16 protein-coding genes are annotated in these 18,623 nt (G+C 69.4%); 13 read left to right on the plus strand and 3 right to left on the minus strand.

From position 1 onward, the window contains the following. Positions 1-10: 10 nt before the first annotated feature. On the minus strand, positions 11-757 hold the full coding sequence (locus tag HYU53_03320) for an HAD family hydrolase (GenBank protein MBI2220218.1): 747 nt from the start codon (positions 755-757) through the stop codon (positions 11-13). Between the two features lie 740 nt (positions 758-1,497). Then, complete coding sequence (locus HYU53_03325) at positions 1,498-3,747, minus strand: CocE/NonD family hydrolase (GenBank protein MBI2220219.1); 2,250 nt, start codon at positions 3,745-3,747, stop codon at positions 1,498-1,500. A gap of 71 nt (positions 3,748-3,818) precedes the next feature. Between HYU53_03325 and efp the strand changes: the two genes are divergently transcribed. The 10 genes from efp to HYU53_03375 all read left to right on the plus strand — a co-directional run bounded on the left by efp (position 3,819) and on the right by HYU53_03375 (position 14,039). After that, positions 3,819-4,394 (plus strand): elongation factor P, encoded by a 576-nt coding sequence (gene efp / locus HYU53_03330; protein MBI2220220.1) that lies wholly within the window; start codon positions 3,819-3,821, stop codon positions 4,392-4,394. A 192-nt stretch (positions 4,395-4,586) separates the two neighbouring features. Next, on the plus strand, positions 4,587-4,841 hold the full coding sequence (locus HYU53_03335) for a DUF2934 domain-containing protein (protein MBI2220221.1): 255 nt from the start codon (positions 4,587-4,589) through the stop codon (positions 4,839-4,841). 109 nt (positions 4,842-4,950) lie between these two features. Then, positions 4,951-5,250 (plus strand): MTH1187 family thiamine-binding protein, encoded by a 300-nt coding sequence (locus tag HYU53_03340; protein ID MBI2220222.1) that lies wholly within the window; start codon positions 4,951-4,953, stop codon positions 5,248-5,250. Continuing rightward, complete coding sequence (locus HYU53_03345) at positions 5,247-5,906, plus strand: hemerythrin domain-containing protein (protein ID MBI2220223.1); 660 nt, start codon at positions 5,247-5,249, stop codon at positions 5,904-5,906. The genes HYU53_03340 and HYU53_03345 overlap by 4 nt, the downstream gene beginning before the upstream one ends. 90 nt (positions 5,907-5,996) lie before the next feature. Next, positions 5,997-8,192 (plus strand): acyl-CoA/acyl-ACP dehydrogenase, encoded by a 2,196-nt coding sequence (locus tag HYU53_03350; protein MBI2220224.1) that lies wholly within the window; start codon positions 5,997-5,999, stop codon positions 8,190-8,192. Between the two features lie 17 nt (positions 8,193-8,209). Continuing rightward, the gene (locus tag HYU53_03355) at positions 8,210-9,931 is read left to right on the plus strand and encodes a 4Fe-4S ferredoxin (protein MBI2220225.1); all 1,722 of its coding nucleotides are present in this window, start codon (positions 8,210-8,212) and stop codon (positions 9,929-9,931) included. Positions 9,932-9,933: 2 nt separating this feature from the next. Beyond that, positions 9,934-10,734 (plus strand): electron transfer flavoprotein subunit beta, encoded by an 801-nt coding sequence (locus HYU53_03360; GenBank protein ID MBI2220226.1) that lies wholly within the window; start codon positions 9,934-9,936, stop codon positions 10,732-10,734. After that, positions 10,731-11,768 carry an electron transfer flavoprotein subunit alpha gene (locus HYU53_03365; GenBank protein MBI2220227.1) on the plus strand — a complete coding sequence of 346 codons (1,038 nt, stop codon included), beginning with the start codon at positions 10,731-10,733 and terminating at the stop codon, positions 11,766-11,768. Before HYU53_03360 ends, HYU53_03365 begins: the two co-directional genes overlap by 4 nt. 34 nt (positions 11,769-11,802) lie before the next feature. Further along, on the plus strand, positions 11,803-13,494 hold the full coding sequence (locus HYU53_03370; protein MBI2220228.1) for a glutamine--tRNA ligase/YqeY domain fusion protein: 1,692 nt from the start codon (positions 11,803-11,805) through the stop codon (positions 13,492-13,494). A gap of 80 nt (positions 13,495-13,574) precedes the next feature. Then, positions 13,575-14,039, plus strand: coding sequence for a cytochrome c-type biogenesis protein CcmH (locus tag HYU53_03375; GenBank protein ID MBI2220229.1), 465 nt, complete (start codon positions 13,575-13,577; stop codon positions 14,037-14,039). A 3-nt stretch (positions 14,040-14,042) separates the two neighbouring features. Here the strand turns inward: HYU53_03375 and HYU53_03380 are convergent, their stop codons facing one another. After that, on the minus strand, positions 14,043-15,596 hold the full coding sequence (locus HYU53_03380) for an ATP-dependent DNA ligase (protein ID MBI2220230.1): 1,554 nt from the start codon (positions 15,594-15,596) through the stop codon (positions 14,043-14,045). Positions 15,597-15,642: 46 nt separating this feature from the next. Here HYU53_03380 and HYU53_03385 point away from each other — a divergent pair, with 46 nt between their 5' ends. From HYU53_03385 to HYU53_03395, 3 genes are read left to right on the plus strand one after another with little or no spacing between them, the layout of a single operon-like run. Then, positions 15,643-16,416: a YwiC-like family protein gene (locus HYU53_03385; GenBank protein MBI2220231.1), complete on the plus strand. Its 774-nt coding sequence runs from the start codon at positions 15,643-15,645 to the stop codon at positions 16,414-16,416. A gap of 35 nt (positions 16,417-16,451) precedes the next feature. Beyond that, positions 16,452-17,600, plus strand: coding sequence for a M20/M25/M40 family metallo-hydrolase (locus HYU53_03390; GenBank protein MBI2220232.1), 1,149 nt, complete (start codon positions 16,452-16,454; stop codon positions 17,598-17,600). Positions 17,601-17,603: 3 nt separating this feature from the next. Further along, positions 17,604-18,515 carry a hypothetical protein gene (locus tag HYU53_03395; GenBank protein MBI2220233.1) on the plus strand — a complete coding sequence of 304 codons (912 nt, stop codon included), beginning with the start codon at positions 17,604-17,606 and terminating at the stop codon, positions 18,513-18,515. The last annotated feature ends 108 nt before the right edge of the window (positions 18,516-18,623 follow it).

The raw sequence follows: 18,623 nt of genomic DNA on the forward strand, positions 1-18,623 counted from the left end.
GGCCCGCGCCTTACCTTCTGAAGCGCGACCGGCTCGCGGGGCTCTCGAGTGATTCGAGCAGCCCCGCGAGCTCTTCGAGCGAGGCCAGCTCGAAACAGCGGGCGCGTGCGGCCTCCGGCAGTTCGGCGTGTTCGTGGGCCCAGCTGAGCGCGGCGGGCACGTACACCGCCCATCCACCGGCCTCGATGACGGGCAGGACATCCGATCGCAGGGAGTTGCCGATCATCAGGAACCGGTCGGGGCTGACGCCCCGTCGCTCGAGAATGTCGGCGTACACCGGCGGCGTCTTGTGGCTCACGACCTCGACGTACGTGAACGAGGGACGAAGGCCGGACCGCTCGAGTTTCGATGTCTGGTGCAGCAGGTCCCCCTTCGTGACGAGCATCAGCGGGTAGGTGGCCGCCGCCACGTCAACGGCGGCGCGGGCGCTCGGAAAGAGCTCGATGTCCTCCGACAGCATCTCCTTCGCGAGCGCGATCAAGCCGTGCAGGTCGCGACCGCTGACGCGGCCGCCCGTCAGCTCGATGGAGGTCTCGATCAGCGAGAGGACAAAACTGGACACGCCGTAGCCGTAGTACTCGATGTTGGCCAGCTCGGTACGGTTCACACGCGCTTCCACTTCCTCCTCGGTCAGATCGACGCCCGCCGCGGCGAGCATCCGCTGGAAGCGCTCCCGCGCGTCGCGATAGCTCCGCTCGTTGTGCCACAGGGTGTCGTCGCCGTCGAAGGCGATGAGGTCGAACGCGCGCCGCCGCATGATCGCTTTTATAACATGCGGGAGTAGACTCTTCCCATGGGGCAGCTGGACGACTTCGAGCTTCAGAAGACGCCGCCGCTCGACAGGCAGGACGACGAGTCGGGCAGCGGGCTGTGGATGGTTCTCGCCGCTGCGTTCGTCGTGCTGGCGGCCGCGGCGGGCTACTACCTCTGGCAGCGGCGGCCGGCGGACGATCGGCCCGCTGCGGCGGTCGCGACGCAGTCCCCGGCGCGCGCAGGCCAGGAACCCCGCGGGGTCGCGGAGCCGGCAGAGGACATCGAGGTGCCGCCGCTCGACGAGAGCGATCCGGTCGTGCGCGAGCTGGTGCGCCGGCTCTCCTCGCATCCTTCCGTGGCCGCGTGGCTGACGACCGACGGGTTGATTCGTAATTTCGTCGTCGTGACGGCCAACATTGCCTCCGGCGGGCGGCCGGAGCGCCACCTGCGGCGCCTGGCGCCGCAGGCGGCATTTCTCACGCGCGGCGTCGAGGGAGACCTGACCATCGATCCCCGCAGCTACCGGCGTTATGACGGCTACGCCGGCGCGATCGCGGCGATGGACGCTCGCGGCGCGGCGCGGCTCTACGCCACGCTGAAGCCGAGAATCGATGAGGCGTACCGCGAACTGGGAGAGGGGTCCGGCGAATTCGACGCGGTGCTCGAGCGGGCGATGAGCGAGCTGCTTCGCGTGCCTGTCGTCCAGGATCCGGTGCGGCTCACGCCGAAGCCCATGACGTACGCCTACGAGGATCCGCGGCTCGAAGCGCTCTCGCCGCCGCAGAAGCAGCTCCTGCGCATGGGGCCGCAGAACGTCCGCGCGATCCAGCAGAAGATGCGCGACGTTGCCGGGTACCTCGGCATTCCTCCCTCGCGCTTTCCCGCTCCGCGCTGAGACAGCGCGGCATCAAATAAGGAGTCGTGGAGGCGCTGCACGAGGCGGGCGCCCACGGGTCGGGTGGACACGAGCCCCCGCAGAAATAACAGCGGAGTTCCACCGCGGTGGCGCAGAACGCGCAGAAAGGCCTGGCGAAAGACTTCTGCGCGTTCAGCGCGTTCAGCGGTGGGTGAGGTGACCACAGGCAGGTCCACGAAGCTGGCCTGTCCCGGCGCATGGTAGATGCGCTGCGTCGCCTTCCGGTAATCGGCCGGCTTCGCCCAGAAGATGCTCGGCACGAACGTCTGCGGATTGCGGTCGTACAGCGGGAACCAGCTCGATTGCACCTGCACCATGATGCGATGGCCGGGCAGGAACACGTGATTCGCGTTGGGCAGCGCGAACCGGTAGCGAAGCGGCGCGCCCGCCGGGATCGGCTTCGCGGTTTCGAAGCTCTCGCGATAGCGGCCCCGGAAGATGTCGGCCGACACCATCAGCTGGTACCCGCCCATCGCCGGCTGCGCCGCCACCTCGTCGGGATACACGTCGATCAGTTTCACCACCCAGTCGGCATCCGTTCCGCTGGTGGAGGCGACCAGGTTGGCAACCGGTTCCCCGCTGATCTTCACCGGTGAAGTGAGGACGCCGGAGACGAACGCGAGCACGTCCGGGCGGCCCGACGCCTCCCGCTGATCGTCCACGAGCCACTGCGCCCACGTGAGGCCGTTGCCGCCGCCGACCGGCTGGATCGGGCGCGCGCGGAACGGCACCGGTTTCGAGGGGTCGGACACGTATTCGGCGAACGCGGCAGCGCCCTCAGCCGGCGCCGCGAAACTCAATTTCAGATCGGCTGCAAGATAGAGCGGCGTCCGGTCGATCCGACAACCGCTGGCGCAGCCGGCCGGCCAGGCAGGAAGCCGGCGCCACGCGTTGCTGCCCGTCTCGAACGCCGCGACCGGCGGAACGTCGGCTTTCGGGGCACCGTCCTTCAAGTACTGATCGAGGAAGGGCCGAAGGATGGCCTGCCGGAAGTGGAGCGCCGTGTCGCTGTTGAACTTCACGGCGCCGAGGCTGCTGCCGTCGCCGATCTGCTGGCCGTGATGCCACGGCCCCATGACGAGGAAGACCTTGTCGTTCGCCGTGTCCTTCGGCTCGAGCGCCTTGTACACGGCCGGCGCGCCGTAGATGTCCTCCTGGTCCCACAGCCCGTGCACGAGCATCACGGGCACCGTCAGCGGCCGCGCGCCGAGGATCTTGTCCACGGCCTGCTCGCGCCAGAACGCGTCGTAGGCCGGGTGCTCGAGGATCTTGCGCCAGAACCCAACCTGCTCGAGCCCGCGCAGGCGTCCCAGCTCGCCGGCCGAACCTGCCTGCAGGTACGTGTCGTACTGGTCGAAGTGGCTCGTCCACCACGTCGCTTCGGATCCTCGCCTGGCCTCCTGGCCGTAGATGTAGGGCATCATCTGCTGGCGGAACGCGCCGTTGTGGAACCAATCGTCACCCATCCACCCGTCGACCATCGGGTTCATCGGCACCGCGACCTTCAGCGCCGGATGCGGGTTGACCAGCGCCATCAGCGGCAGGAATCCGTCGTACGAGATCCCGATGATGCCGACGCGGCCGTTGCTCTCCGGCACGTTCTTCACCAGCCACTCGATGGTGTCGTACGTATCGGTCGCATGATCGACCGTCGTCGGGTTCTGCGGGCCGCTCAGAGGACGGTTCATCACGTAGTCCCCTTCGGACCCGTACTTGCCCCGCACGTCCTGGACGACGCGGATGTAGCCTCCTTCGGCGATGACGTCCGTCGCGTTGTCGTAGCCGTACAGGATGGACGCGAGGTGCGCGCTGCTGGCGTGGCTCGTCAGGCGCGTCGCGTCGTACGGCGTGCGCGTGAGGAGCATCGGCGCTCCCTTCGCACCGCGCGGCACGATGACGACCGTGTGCAGCTTCACGCCGTCCCGCATCGGGATCAGCACGTCCCGTTTGACGTAATCGAACGAGTCGGTCTTCGGCGTGAAGGTCTCGGGCGTCTCGCTCGGGAACCGGGGGGCCGGGGTTTGCGCCTGCGCGAGGACGCCGAGCAGGCAGAGCAGCGGTGCGAGGAAGGTCCGCATGCCGGGGATTCTATACCGCGAGCCCCTGCGCCTCCCGCGTTCCCTGCTGGACTCCCGGTAAAATGGGAGCAATGCCCAGCCTGATTGAAGCGATCGACATCAAGCGGAAGATGTTCTTCGAGTTCGAGGACGCGCCGTATCACTGCATCGACGTGGAGGTCTCACGCCCCACGGCGCGCGGCGGGCAGACGCTCGTGCGCGTCAAGATGCGCAACCTCCTCACGCGAGCGGTGTTCGATCGCACCTTCAAGGCGGGCGAGAAGTTCCGCGAACCGGACCTGGACGTCATCGCGGCAACATTCCTGTACCGCGACGCGGCCGGTTACCACTTCATGGACCAGGAGAGCTACGAGACGCTCACGCTGGCGCCAGAGGCGCTCGGCGACGACCAGCAACTGCTCGTGGACAACGTGGCCGTGCAGATCCAGAAGTACAACGGCCGTCCGATCGGCGTCCAGTTTCCGCCGCACGTCGAGTTGACGGTGACCTCCACCGAGCCGGGCGTGCGCGGCGACACGGCCAGCGGCGGGGTCACCAAGCTTGCGACGCTCGAGACCGGGCTGCAGATTCGTGTGCCGCTCTTCATCAAGGAAGGGGAGAAGGTGAAAGTGCACACCGAGACGAAGGAGTTCGCGGGGCGCGCCTAGCCGGCGCGCCGATGAGCCTGCGAGGAGGGCGAGCGCGTCGCCGGCGCCCATGGCGCGCGCGATGTCGGAGGCCGTCAGTCAGGCCTGCCGCGTCGCGGCGATCGCGCGCCGGTGCCGGCGCTGAGCCGCGACTGAGCCTTAACCCGCCGGGAACGGGCCGTGCATTCCTTCCAGTCTTCTGGAGGAATCTGTATGGCACGACGACGGTCCACGAAGGAGCGCGGCGATACGGCCGCGGACACTGTCACGGCGTCTCCCACCGAAGCGGCCGGCACCATCGAACCCCAGGATCCCGCGGGGAACAGGGGAGCGGACAATCGCGAGGACGAGATCGCCCGGCGCGCCTACGAACGGTACGAGGCGCGCGGTGGGGCACACGGGCACGATCAGGACGATTGGTACGAGGCCGAACGTGAAGTACGTGGCGGCAGGTCGCGGCACAAGTAGGTAGCCGGTTTCGCCCCTCCCGTTCAGTTGTCATACGCGCACGGCCCCGCGCCGATACAGGTCTGCCTCGGCGGCAAGCCGGCGGCAAGGCGGCGGTAAGATGGGACGTATGAACGTGCTCGTCGACGTGTCCATCGTGCCGCTCGGCGTCGGCATTTCCCTCTCGAAATACGTCGCGGCGTGCGAGCGCGTCCTGCAGGACGCAGGGCTCCGGCCCCAGCTCCACGCATACGGGACGAACGTCGAAGGTGAGTGGGACGCGGTCTTCGCGGCGGTCAGACGCTGCCACGAGGTGCTCCACGAGATGGGCGCGCCGCGCGTCAGCACCAACCTCCGCGCCGGCACGCGCACCGATCGCGATCAAACCCTGCAGGACAAGGTCGACAGCGTGAAGGCGAAGCTCCGGTGAAGCTCATCGACGATCTGCGTGCCGAGCACGATCTCATCGAGCAAGTCGTCGGATCGCTGAGGACATTCGTCGACCTTCGCCTCCGCGGCGAGGGGGCCACGGCCGACGGCCCCCGGTTCGTCGCCTTCTTCCGGCTGTTCGCCGGCGACTTCCACCACGCCAAAGAGGAGGACACGCTGTTTCCCGCCCTGCAGACGATGGCGGATCTCCCCGCGCAGGGTCCGATCGCGGTCCTCACCGAGGATCACCGACAGCTCGGGGCGGTGCTCGGCGAGATGGACGCGCTGCTCGCAACCGCGTCGCTCAACGATGAGCAACGCCAGCGGCTGCAGATGCTGGCCATCGAGTACTCCCACGGGCTGTGGCATCACATCGACGCCGAGAACTCCGTGCTGCTGCCCGAAAGCGAGGGACGACTCGCGAAGAAGGGGGTTCGGGAATTGCCGTCGCGCCCGATGACGGCTGACGAAGCCGCCGCTCGGCAGTCGGCCGCCGATCTCCTCGAGCGATATCCGCCCGCGTTCGACCCCACCATCGTTCGCGGCGAGGGCTGTATCTCCTGCCGCGCGTTCCCCGACGCCTGTCGCGGCCTCGAGCGCGAGTGGTGGAACGAATGGGAGTGGGAGGAATTCGAGGATCACGTCGGCGGCGACTGATCCACAAGGCACACCCTTTGCTGCCCGTCGCGTACTCGGCCTGAAATCTGCCGGAATCCCGTCACCCGCGGCCCGCGAAAGGACTGTCCCATGCCAGGCGTCGCCACGCCGGAATCCCTCCGCACCCTGCCGACCGACGAAATCCGCCAGCTTCTCTGGCGGCTGTCCGATCGCTACGCGCACCAGCTCCTGATCCAGAGCGCGCGCGCCGTGGCGCGCGGGCCGGTGGCGCGGCTGGTCGCCGCGGGGCAGCGGCACTCCCATGACTGGACGCCGGAGAAGGCCGCCCTGCTCCAGGAGTTCGACGCGGCGGGACTGACCTCGGTCTACCTCGATCCGGAACACGGTGGATTCATCGACGGGCCGAAGAACCTGGCGCTCGCGCTCGTGGCCTTCGAGCTGGCGTGGGTGGACGCGGGCGCGGCGACCTGCAGCCTCGCCGGTCACCTCGCGCTCGCACCGATCCACGAGCGCGGCACGCCGGAGCAGCGCGCGTTCTATCTCTCGCGCACGCTGCCCGCGCAGCCCGGCGAAGATCGCCAGACGTGGCGCGGCGCGTTCTGCCTCACCGAGCCCATCCCCTACGTTGGCGTCGAGACCGGGCTGCTCAACGGGAAGCTGCGCGTCGATTCGTGGGACGGCGCGGAGCCAATGCTGCGCGTCGAGAAACGCGGCCGCTTCATCACCAACATGGGCTTTGCCACCTTCGTCACCGCCGCGGTCGATTCAGACGACGAGCGCATCAAGGGAAGCTGCATGGTCGTTCTCGAAGAGACCGACCCCGGCGTGTTCGATCGCGGCACGCCCACGCGGAAGCTCGTGCACCAGCTCTCATCCACCAACGATCCGATCTTCAGCCTCACCGTCCCCGCCAGCCGCATCGTCGGCGGCTACACGGTGGAGAACGGCGTCATCGTGCCGCGCTTCAGCCACGGCGAGGTGATCGAGGCGGTGTTCCGCCGCACGCGCGTCACGGTCGGCCTGATGACCGCGGCCAAGCTGCTTTCGGCGGTCGAGCCCGTACTCCGCTACCAGCGCACACGATTCCGGGGCGGCGAATCGATCGCGCCCGGATCGCCGCGCTACGAGCTGGGCCTGCAGCAGCGCGAGGACGCGATCCATCGCCTTGTCGACATCTGGGCGGCGGGGGAGGCGAGCGCGTCGATCGGCTTCGCGACCGCGCGGCTGTTCGACGAGCTGGACCCGATCGAACGGCGCAAGCAGGAGATCTTCGCCGAGCGCGGCATCGCCGGCGCGCGTGCGCAGATGAGGGCGATGGCGAAGATTTCCGACGAAGCCGTCGCGCATCTCCGCGATCCGCAGGCGAAGCCCGCCGACGAGCTGGTGAACTACGCGCTGCTGGACTCGGTGGCCAACGTGCTCTGTCCCGCCGTCAAGCTCTGGAACACGGGGCAGGGCGCGACGATGATGCGCGAGGCGGTCAGCCTGATGGGGGGCTACGGCATCACCGAGGATTGCCCCGGGTTCCTCGGCTACAAGTGGATGGATTCGCAGCTCGAAGCCACGTACGAAGGCCCCGAGGCCGTGCAGCGGCGGCAACTGTCGATCACGATGACCAACGACGTGTTTCTCGCGCAGTTCCACTTCTGGACGCGCGAGATGCGCGCAATCGCGGCGCGGCGTCCGGGGACCGGCGCGTGCACGATCGCCTCGGCGATGCAGCTGTGGTCGTGGACCCTGGCGCACCTGCAGCGCACCGCGGACGCCAACGGCGCGAAGTTGTACCAGGGCAACAGGCAGGGGGTGACCTTCCCGCTGGCCGACGCGCTCTGCTGGCTGCTGGCGGCACGCTGCCAGATTCTCGACGTCCTCGAGCTGGAAGCGCGCGCCGCGGAACGGCCGGACCTCGCGGACGTGTCGGCCGGCTACGTCGCGTTCCTCAGCGATCTGTGCCACGTGCAGGCGGCGCGGGCCGCCGGCGAAGCCGGGCGCATCTGCACTGAACTCGTCTATGGATACCGGCGCCATCCCTCGTGGGACGACGCGTGCGCGGCGGGGTGCTGCCAGAGCGAGGCCGCGGACGCGCTCGAGGGCCTGATCCCCGGCTTCGGCGCCAGCGCCGTGACGTACATGGACGTCATCGAAGCCGACGGCGCGCATCCGGACAAGGCAGGTCCCTGCGTGCGGTTTCCGGCGCTGCAGACGTTCCAGCGCCTTCGCGCGAAGCTCGACGGCTGCCTGACCGGCGCGCGTCTGGCGAAGGACCGCGCCGCCGACGCGCTCACGAAGGTGATGATTCCCGAGGCGCCGGACTATCCCGCATGAGCGTCGCACGCGGACAGATGGACGTCGACGTCGTCTGCGCCGGCTTCGGGCCGGCGACGGGCGGTTTCCTCACGACGCTCGGGCGCGCGCTGACGCGTGAGGACGGCGGCGTGCGGCTCGAGAGCCGCGTGTCGCCCGGCATGCCGCTGCAGGTGATGTGCTTCGAGCGCGCGGACGACTTCGGCGTCGGCGTCTCGGGCGTCGTGACGCGCGCGCGCGGCCTTCGCGCGTCGTTCCCTGATTTCGAGCGGGCGCAGATCCCGCTCTGCACGCGCGTCACGGGCGAGAAGCTTGTCTACCTCCTCGATCCGATTGGCGCGAGCCGCCGATCGCGTCCGCTGCGCGCGATCGATGTGCTGCTTCGCGGCGCCGGCCGGGTCGCAGGTGTTCGTCATCATGCCGTCGTGCTGCCATTCATGCCGTCTTTTCTCAGGAAGCACGACGGGTTCGTGCTCTCAATCGGGCAGTTCGGGCAGTGGCTCTCGGGACAGATCATGGCCGGCGGGGGCGCGCAGATCTGGCCCGCGTCTCCCGTAGACGGTCCGCTCTTCGATGGAGACAGCGACCGCGTTGCGGGCGTGCGGCTCGTGGATCAAGGCACCGATCTGAAAGGCGAGCCGACCTCCGCCTACACGCCGGGGATGGACGTGCGGGCCGCGCTCACCGTCGTCGGCGATGGGCCCGTGGGCGCCGTCGGGCGCGCGCTCGACGCGCGCTTCGGGCTGCCGGAGGGGCACGCTCGCGACCAGTGGGCGCTCGGCATGAAGATGGTGGTCGATCTCCGCGAGGGGGTCGATCTCGAGCCGGGCACGGTGATTCATACCTTCGGGTTTCCCGAGCCGGAGATCTTCGGGTTCCTGTACGTGCTCAAGCCGGGCACCGTGTCGCTCGGCATCTTCGTGCCCTCGTGGTTCGACAGCCCGGTGCGCACCGCGTACCGCTACCTGCAGCACTGGATGCAGCATCCGTACTTGTGGCGATGGCTCGAGGGAGGATCGCTGCGGTCGTGGGGCGCGAAGTCGCTCCAGGAGTCGGGGCGGCGGGGCGAGCCGCACCTGGTTGGTGACGGGTACGCGCGTATCGGCGAAGGATCGGGCAGCACGAATGCGCTGACCGGCTCCGGTGTGGACGAGGCGTGGACGACCGGCGCGCAGCTTGCTGAAGCGGTGATCGAGCTGGCGGAACGCGGTGACCCGTTCACGCGCGAGAACCTGGAGCGGACCTACGTGCGGCGGCGCCGTGCGAGCTGGCTGGACCTCGAGCTGCGGATCGCGGAGAGCGCGCGGAACGGCTTCGCCCGCGGGATGCTGTGGGGGATGTTCGGGATGGGACTGGCCGGCCTGACGGGCGGGCGTTTGCGGCTGCCACGAATGAGCGATTCGCGGCGACCACAAGACGAGCATTGTTCCAGCCTCGACGAGCAGGGCTGGCCGGCGATCGTGCATGACGGCCGGCTGCTCGTGACCCACCAGGACGCGCTGTTGATGGGCGGCAAGGTGCGGGCGGCGCCGGGCTATGCCGACCACGTGCGGATCAAGGAGCCCGGCGTGTGCCGCGACTGCCGCGCGCGCGTCTGCGTCTCGATGTGCTCGGGGCAGGCGATCACGTCGGCCGGCGCCGAGGGAATTGCGTTCGATCGCGAGAAATGCGTTCACTGCGGCGCGTGCGTCTGGAACTGCGCCACCAGCAACCTCGAGTTCCGCGCGGGCGCGGGCGGGTTGCATTCGGTTGAGAACTGACCATGGGTTACCACATCGTTGTCTGCGCCGGGATCGTGCCCGATCCGCTCCAGTCGCTGGAGCCGGTGATGGGCCCCGGCGGCCCGGGACTGAAGAACGAGGCCATGCTGCCGGCCGTGCTCGATCCGTGGGGCGCGCACGCGTTGTACGAGGCCGCGCATCTCGCCAGGCAGCACGCAGACTCGAAGGTGTGGCTGGTGAGCTTCGCGCCGAAGGCGAAGCTGCAGCAGGTCATGATGACGATCGCGCAGAAGGTTGCGTTCGAGCTGGTCGCCATCGACGGCGCCGCCCACGGTTTCACCGACGCGTCCGGGGTGGCGGCCACGATCGCCGAGGCGGTCGCCGGCATCGCGGGCCTGGACCGATCGAAGCTGCTGCTCTTCGGCGGGTGGGAATCCGCCTCGCGCGCCGCGGGCGCCACGCTGTCGATGGCCGGCGAACGGCTCGGCATCACCGATCAGTTCTTCGGCGTGGACGGCATCACCGTCGGCGCCGACGGTTCGTTCGAAATCCTCGAGCGCGTTGAAGGCGGGCAGCACCAGGTCTCGAACTGCGGCGGCCCCCCCGCCGTGTTCGGCTGGGCGACTGGCAGCCTTCACGAGCCGGCGAACAACCCGCAGCTCGGCATGACGAACATGCGCGCGTTGATCCCCGCGCTCCAGAGAGCGAAGGCTGCTTCACCGGCGCCCGCGGGCACGTTTGCCGGCGTCGCGGTTCCCTCGCAGCGGCGCGAGACGCGCATCGTCAAGGACCAGTCGCCTGATGCGATCGCGAAGGAGATCGTGGAGTGGATCAGGCAATGAGCGGGAGCGGACCTGTGAAAGTACTGGTGCTGGCGCACAGCGAGGCGGATGGCACGGTCGGGAACGCGGGGCTCGAGGCGCTCGGCGCCGGGCGGGCGCTCGCTGCGGCTGCCGGCTGTGGGCTTGATGTTGGCCTCGTGGGAGCACACGTCGCTGCCGCCGCCAGACAGATTGGATCCTGCGGCGCCGCGCGCGTGCTCGGCGTGAGCGGCGAGGCGTTCGCGCAGCCGCGCTACGTGACCGACGCAGCGGCCGCTGAAGCCATCTGCCGCGCGTCTGGCGCCGACCTCATCCTGGCTGCCGGCACCTCGCGGTGGATGCGCGTGCTGGGCGGCGTCGCCCAGCGGCTTGGCGGCTCCGTGGACACGCACGTGACGCGCGCGACGGCCGCCAACGGTGCGATCTCCGTCGCACGGTGGTTTTATCGCCAGCGCATCGAAGGGGAGGTCTCGAGAACGGCCCGGCCCTGGGTGATCGCGATCGAGCCCGGCACGCAGGCGCCGTGGAGCGGCGCGCCGGCCGAGGTGACGGTCGAGGCCATCAACGCGGCGCCGCCGCCGGTCAGGACGCGCGTGACCGGCGTGCGGTCTCCCTCGTCTGGCCAGCAGACCGTGCGTCCCGAAGCGGAGCTGCTGCTCGTCGCGGGCGCCGGGTGGACGAAGAAGCAGGCGGACGGGCAGGCGCACGTCGGCGACGCCGAGCGCCTGATCCTCACCTTCCTCAGGCAGGCGCAAGCCTCCCTCGGCGGCAGCAAGTCGCTCGTCGATCAAAGCGGAGATGGCAACGACGTGCTCGGATTCATGACCCACCTGAACCAGGTCGGCCAGACCGGCTCGAGCCCGCGGCACCGCAAGGGGCTCGCGACCTGCTGCCACGGCGAGGAGCCGCACGTCGTCGGGTGGCGGTTCATCACCGAGCGCAGGGCGGTCAATCTGAATCCGAACTGCGGCTGGGCGCTGGGCAAGGCGGACGTGCTCTACGTCGCCGATGCGTTCCAGGTGATGGCGAAGGTGAACGACCTCCTCGCGAAGTAGCGCGCACGGGATCCCCGCTATAATTGAAGGATCCATGGACGCTCCGGACGTCGCCCGTGCGGAGAGCCGGCCCGCTGATTTCATCCGCGAAATCGTGGAGCACGACCGCGCGGCCGGCAAGCACGGCGGGCGTGTCGCCACGCGGTTTCCACCCGAGCCGAACGGCTACCTGCACATCGGCCACGCGAAGTCGATCTGCCTGAATTTCGGCATTGCGGCCGAGTTCGGCGGCGCGTGCAACCTCCGCTTCGACGACACCAACCCGGTGACCGAGGACGTCGAGTACGTCGAGTCGATCCGCGCAGACGTCCGCTGGCTCGGCTTCAGCTGGGACGATCGCGAGTACTACGCATCGAACTACTTCCAGACGCTCTATGAGATTGCCCTCGAGCTGATCGAGGCTGGCCACGCGTACGTCGATTCGCTGTCCGCCGGGGAGATTCGCGAGCACCGCGGCACGCTCACCGAGCCTGGGCGCGAGAGCCCGTACCGGACGCGCAGCATCGAGGAGAATCTCGATCTCTTCACGCGCATGCGCGCGGGCGACTTCCCGGACGGCTCGCACGTGCTGCGGGCGAAGATCGACATGTCGTCGCCGAACGTGAACATGCGCGACCCCGTGCTCTACCGCATCCGCCGCGCACATCATCACCGCACCGGCGATGCCTGGTGCATCTATCCGATGTACGACTACGCGCATCCGCTCTCGGATGCCATCGAGGGGATCACGCACTCGCTCTGCACGCTGGAGTTCGAAGACCACCGTCCGCTCTACGACTGGCTCGTCGACCACGCGCCGCTCGCGGCCAAGCCGCGGCAGATCGAGTTCGCGCGGCTCAACCTGACCTACACGGTCATGAGCAAGCGCAAGCTCCTGCAGCTCGTGCAGGAGAACCGCGTGTCGGGGTGGGACGATCCGCGGATGCCGACGCTCACCGGCATGCGGCGTCGCGGATACACGCCGGAGGCTATCCGCGCCTTCTGCGACGAGATCGGCGTCGCCAAGCGCGAGAATGTCGTGGACATCGCGCTGCTGGAGCATGCGGTCCGCAGCGACCTCAACACGCGGTCGCCGCGCGTCATGGGGGTGCTGCGCCCGCTTCGCCTCGTCATCGAGAATTACCCGGAAGGGCAGGTCGAGCAGATCGACGTGCCGGTCAATCCTGAAGACCCCGCAGCCGGAAGCAGGAGGGTGCCGTTCTCGCGCGTGCTCTACATCGAGCGCGACGATTTCATGGAGGAGCCGCCGAAGAAGTTCTTCCGGCTTTCCCCGGGGCGTGAAGTCCGCCTGCGCGGGACATATTTCGTGACCTGCACCGGCGTCACGAAGGACGCGTCGGGCGTGGTCACCGAGCTGCGCTGCACCCACGATCCCGCCACGCGCGGCGGCGACGCGCCCGACGGCCGCAAGGTGAAAGCGACGATTCACTGGGTGTCGGCGGCGCACGCCATCGACGCCGAGGTCAGGCTCTACGACCGGCTGTTTCTCTCCGAGAACCCGGGCGCGGGCGGCCGCGACTTCAAGGACGATCTCAACCCCGCCTCGCTCGAGGTGATTGCGGCGGCGAAGCTCGAGCCGTCTGTTGCCGGCGCGGCGCCTGACACGCGCTATCAGTTCGAGCGCCTCGGCTACTTCTGCGTCGATCCCGACTCGTCTGCCGATCGCCTCGTCTTCAACCGCACGGTGGGCCTCAAGGACACCTGGGCCCGAATCCAGAAAAAATGAAGCTGGTTTCGCCGCGCCGCCCGTCACGAAACCCGCTTTCGCGGTATCTTTCAAGGAGGGGCGGGCGCCTGGAGGTTCCCGTGCGGTCTTACCTGGCCATCGCGGCGGCGCTGCTGTTAGTGTTCTCGACTCCTGCGGCCGCCGATCCCATCGAGGACGAGGCGCGCGCCATCGAGGCGATGCTCGTGGCCCCCTGCTGCTGGACGCAGCAGGTGTCCGTGCACCAGTCCGAGGCGGCCGCCGAAATCAAGCGGGACGTCCGCGCGGGTCTGCGCGCCGGACGCACCCGCCAGGAAATCATCGACGGCTACGTCCAGCGGTACGGCACGCGCATCCTGATCGAGCCGCCCGCCCGCGGCTTCGGCGCGTGGCTGTACGTCCTTCCCGTCGTCACGCTGCTCGTGAGCGCCGCGGGCCTTGGCTTTGTCGTCCGCAGGTTGGCCTCGCGCGGTGGCGAAGCCGCGGCGGGCTCTGTCGAACGCGCCGCGCCCGCAGACGACCCCGCGCAGCAGAAACTGGACGATGAGCTGCGCGAGTTGGATTGAGGATTACCAGCGCGCCGGCGGCGGCTCGCGACCTGTCATCTCCTCGTAGATCTTCTGCACCGTCGCGAACGTGTCCGCCTCAGCGGCGGTCTTGTCCGCGCGATACCGCTTCACGCGCGCGAAGCGCAGAGCCAGCCCGCCGGGGTAGTGCGGGCTCTCCTGAAGATCGTTGAAAGCGATCTCCACGACGACCTCCGGCTTCAGATACACCGTGTAGTCGTCGCGGCCGATCTCGAGCTGCAGGAAGCGCTCGGTCTGCCACGCCAGCATCTCGTCGGTCAGCCCCTTGAAGGTCTTCCCCAGCATGACGAACGCGTTGTGGTCGGGATCGCGCGCGCCCAGGTGGATGTTGCTCAACCAGCCGTGCCGGCGGCCGCTGCCCCACTCGACCGCCAGCACCACGAGGTCCAGCGTCCGTGCCTGCTTCACCTTCAGCCACGACGCGCCGCGGCGTCCCGCCGCGTACGGCGCGTCGAGGGATTTCACCATCACCCCTTCATGCCCCTGCGCGAGCGCCTGAAACAGAAACGCATCGGCGTCGGCGGCCGACGGTGCGTGCAGGCGAGCGACGGTGCGCGTGGGGGAGGCGGCGGAGTGGAGGAGGTCGAGGCGACGGGAGAGCGGCTCGTCGATTGCGGGCGCGCCGTCCGCGTACAAACAATCAAAGAACAGCGCCGTCAGCGGCAGCTCCCGCCGCAGCGCGTCGTCGTCTTTTCGGCGGCCGAAGCGGCGCATCGTCATCTGGAATGGGTGCGGCGCGCCTCCGGGCTTGAGGGCGATCGCCTCGCCGTCCAGGATGAGGGAGCGCGCCGGCATCGCGCGCACGACTGCGACCACCTCCGGGACTGCCGTGGTGACGTCGCGCAGGTTGCGCGTGAAGACGCGGACGTCGCCTCCGTCCTTGTGGACCTGGATCCGGGCGCCGTCCAGCTTCAGCTCCACGGCCGCACGGCCCGCCGACGCGATCGCGTCTTCCACCGTCGCGGCTGATTCAGCGAGCATCGGCTGGACCGGCTGAAAGAGCTGGACGGAGTAGCGGCCGAGGCCGGCGAGTCCTTCTGAGAGCGCGGCGCGCGCCACCGGCGCGAGGTCGCCGGCGAGCATGGCCGCGCGGCGCACCGCGTCGGACGAAACGCGCGCGGCGCGCGCGACGGCTTCCATCAGCACCCCCTCGAGGGCGCCCTGCCGCAGTTCGCCGTAGAGCAGCCTCGTCAGAAAGCGTTGTTCGCCGGCGGTGGCGCGTTCGAGCAGCGAGCGAAGGCGTTCGACGCGGTGCTTCGGGAGGCCGATCGCGGCGATCTCGCCGAACGCAGCATCCACCTCCGCGATCGTCAGCGAGGGGGTGTCAGCCGATCGCGCGGGCACCGCGGCGCGGATCGCGGCGCCGCCGATGCCGATGCGCCCCTGGCGCGGCCCGCCCGACAGGAACGCGATCAGCAGCTCGACTTCTCCGGGCGCCGCGGACGACAGCAGCGCGGCAAGGTGGTCGATCTTCTTCAGGCGGCTCGGCGTTGCCGTGACGGCGGCGGACGTCTCGACGAGTCGGGCGAGCTGCATGCTCCGATCTTGCCGCGAAAGCGCCGCGGGTGGTACATCTGCATGGATGACCTGGCTGTTTCCGCGCGAGCACGGCGCCTACGGACAGCTCGCGTTTCCTCTGGTCGCCGCGCTGGCGGGCGGCACGCCCGGCGCGGCAGCGCTGGCTCTCACGGTGGCCTTCGTCGCGGCGTTCGTCGCGCACGAGCCGCTGCTCGTGCTCTTGGGGCAGCGCGGCCCCAGGGCGAGGCGCGAGCAGCAGGACGCCGCGGTGCACACGCTCGTGTGGATGGGCGGGATGGCGGCGCTCGACCTTGCCTTCGGGATCTACCGGATGCCGCCGGCGTTGCGGTGGACCGTGGTGGTGCCGATCGCCTTCGCGGTGGCGACCATCCCGCTGATCCTGCAGCGCAAGCAGAAGACGGCGCTCGGCGAGATGCACGTCGCACTGGCGCTCTGCTCGTGCGCGCTGCCGGTCGGCGTGGCGGCCGGGCTCTCGCCGCAGCAGGCCGCGGGCACCTGGTTCGTGCTGACCCTCGGCTTCTGGGCCGCTACTCTCGCGGTCCGCGCGACGATCGCGCTGCAGCGGCGCGAGCCGTCGCTGGCGAGCCGGATCTTCGCCGCCGTGCTGGCCATCGCATCCCCGTTTGTCGCCATCGCGCTCAGCCGGCGCCTCGGCCTGCACCCGCACTTGTGGCTCGCGACGCTGCCGCTCTCCGCGATGGCGCTCGTCTTTGCCGCGACACCCCCGTCCGCGCGCAAGCTCCGCGCCGTGGGCTGGTCGCTGGTGACCGCCGGCGGCGCGGCGACCGTGCTCCTGATCGCGCTCGCGCGCGCGTGAGCAAATTCACTGCGGCCGCAATATACTCGGCCTCAGTGAACCCCGCCGCCGACGTCAACCGGGATCTCGTCATCGATGCCGTCCGGACGCTCGTCCGCGTGCCGTCGGTCAATCCGACGATCGCGCCGGACGAGGGCACCGGAGAGGCGGCAGTAGCCGCGGCTGCGCGGGACTGGCTCGCGGCGCACGGCGTGCGCGCGTGGCTCGAGGAGGCGGCGCCCGGGCGGCCGAACGCCGTCGCCGAGATCGGCGCAGCGGCCGGGCCGGCGCTCGTCTTCTGCGCCCACCTCGACACGGTCGGCACCCGCGGAATGACGATCCCGCCCTTCGAGCCGCGGATCGAGGGAGGGCGGCTCTACGGCCGCGGCAGCTACGACATGAAGGGGAGCGCGGGCGCGATCATGGCGGCCGCCGTCGCGCTCTCGCGCGACAACTTCGGCGGGCGCGTCCTTCTCGCGCTCGTCGCAGACGAGGAAGACGCCAGCGCGGGCGCGAGCGACTTCGTCAAACGCCACCCGGCCGACGCCTGCATCGTCACCGAGCCAAGCGAAGGGCAGCTCGTTCTCGCGCACAAAGGGTTTGCCTGGGCCGAGATCGTTACGCGCGGCGAGGCGGCGCACGGCAGCCGGTGGGATCTCGGCGTGAGCGCGGTCGGCCGCATGGGGCGCATCATCACGGCGCTCGAGGACTTCGATCGGCGCGAGCTGCGCGGGCGGACGCACGCGCTCGTCGGGCCGGCGTCGATGCACTGCGCGATGATCGCCGGCGGATCCGGCATGTCCACCTACGCGCCGGAGTGCCGGCTGAAGATCGAGCGGCGCACCATCCCCGGAGAAACGCCCGCGCAGGTCCTCGACGAGTTGCGCGCCGTTGCCGCCGCCGCCGGCGAGCAGGCGGATGTCAGCCTCCTGTTCGAACGCCCTCCTCTCGTCTGCAATCGCGACGACGACGTCGTCAGCTGCGTTCGCGACGCGGCGACGCACGTGACGGGACGCGAGCCGCGGGAGATCGGCGTCGCCTACTGGATGGACGCCGCCATCTTCGCCGAGGCAGGCATCCCCACCGTCAACTACGGGCCGGCGGGCGAGGGAGCGCACGCGGACGTCGAATGGGTGGATATCGGTTCCGTGATCACGACCGCCCGGGTGCTCATCGAGAGCGCCAGGCGCTTCTGTTCCCGCTGAGCGATGGCCCATCGCGCAATTTTCGACGTCCTGGGCGTCGGCACGAACTCGGTCGACACCGTCCTGCGCCTGCCGCGCACGCCGCAGCCCGGCACGGCCGACTCCAAGCTGCACGTGAGCGACAAGCTGATCTGCCTCGGCGGGCAGACGGCGACGGCGATGGTCGCGTGCGCGGGCTTCGGCCTTCGCGCGGCCTACATCGGCGCGTTCGGGTCGGACGATCACGGCCGGAAGATGCGCGAGGCGCTGGCGACGCACGGCGTGAGTCTCGACCGCGCCGTCGTCCGTGACGCCCCGAACCACTACGCGGTGATCCTCGTGAACGACGCGAACGGCGAGCGGATGGTGCTCTGGGGGCGCGACGAGAGGCTCAACCTGTCCCCGTCCGAGATCAGTCCCGATGCCATCGCCTCCGCCCGTCTCGTCCACGTGGACGATGTGGATACCGAGGCGGCGGCGAGGGCGGCGACGCTCGCCAGACGCGCCGGCATTCCGGTGACGAGCGACCTCGATCGCGTCAACGACCGCACGCCGGAGCTGGTGCGGGCGGTGTCGGTCCCGATTTTTGCGGAGCACATGACCGAGGCGCTGACCGGCGAGACCGACCACGAGCGCGGACTGCGCAAGCTGCGGCGCGAGCACGACGGCCTGCTGTGCGTCACGCTCGGCGAGCGCGGTGCGATGGCGCTCGACGGCGATCGCCTGGTGCACGTGCCGGCGTGTCGGATCGATCCCGTGGACACGACCGGCGCGGGCGACGTGTTTCGCGCCGGCTTCATCCTGGGCCTGCTCGCCGGTTGGCCCGTCGAAGAGATTCTCCGTTTCGCGAACGCCGCGGCGGCGGCGAGCTGCCTCGTGCTGGGCGCGATGAACGGCGTCCCCACCCGTGCCGACGTCGAGCGCATGATGGCGTGATCCACAGCCTCTGGAGGCGGAAGTGGGACAGTCACACTTTTCTGACGGTTCGCCGGAAAAGTGTGACTGTCCCACTTCCGCCGCGCGGTGTTAGACTTGCCCGACCCC

This window comes from Acidobacteriota bacterium (assembly GCA_016184105.1).
Classification (GTDB): Bacteria; Acidobacteriota; Vicinamibacteria; order Vicinamibacterales; family 2-12-FULL-66-21; genus JACPDI01.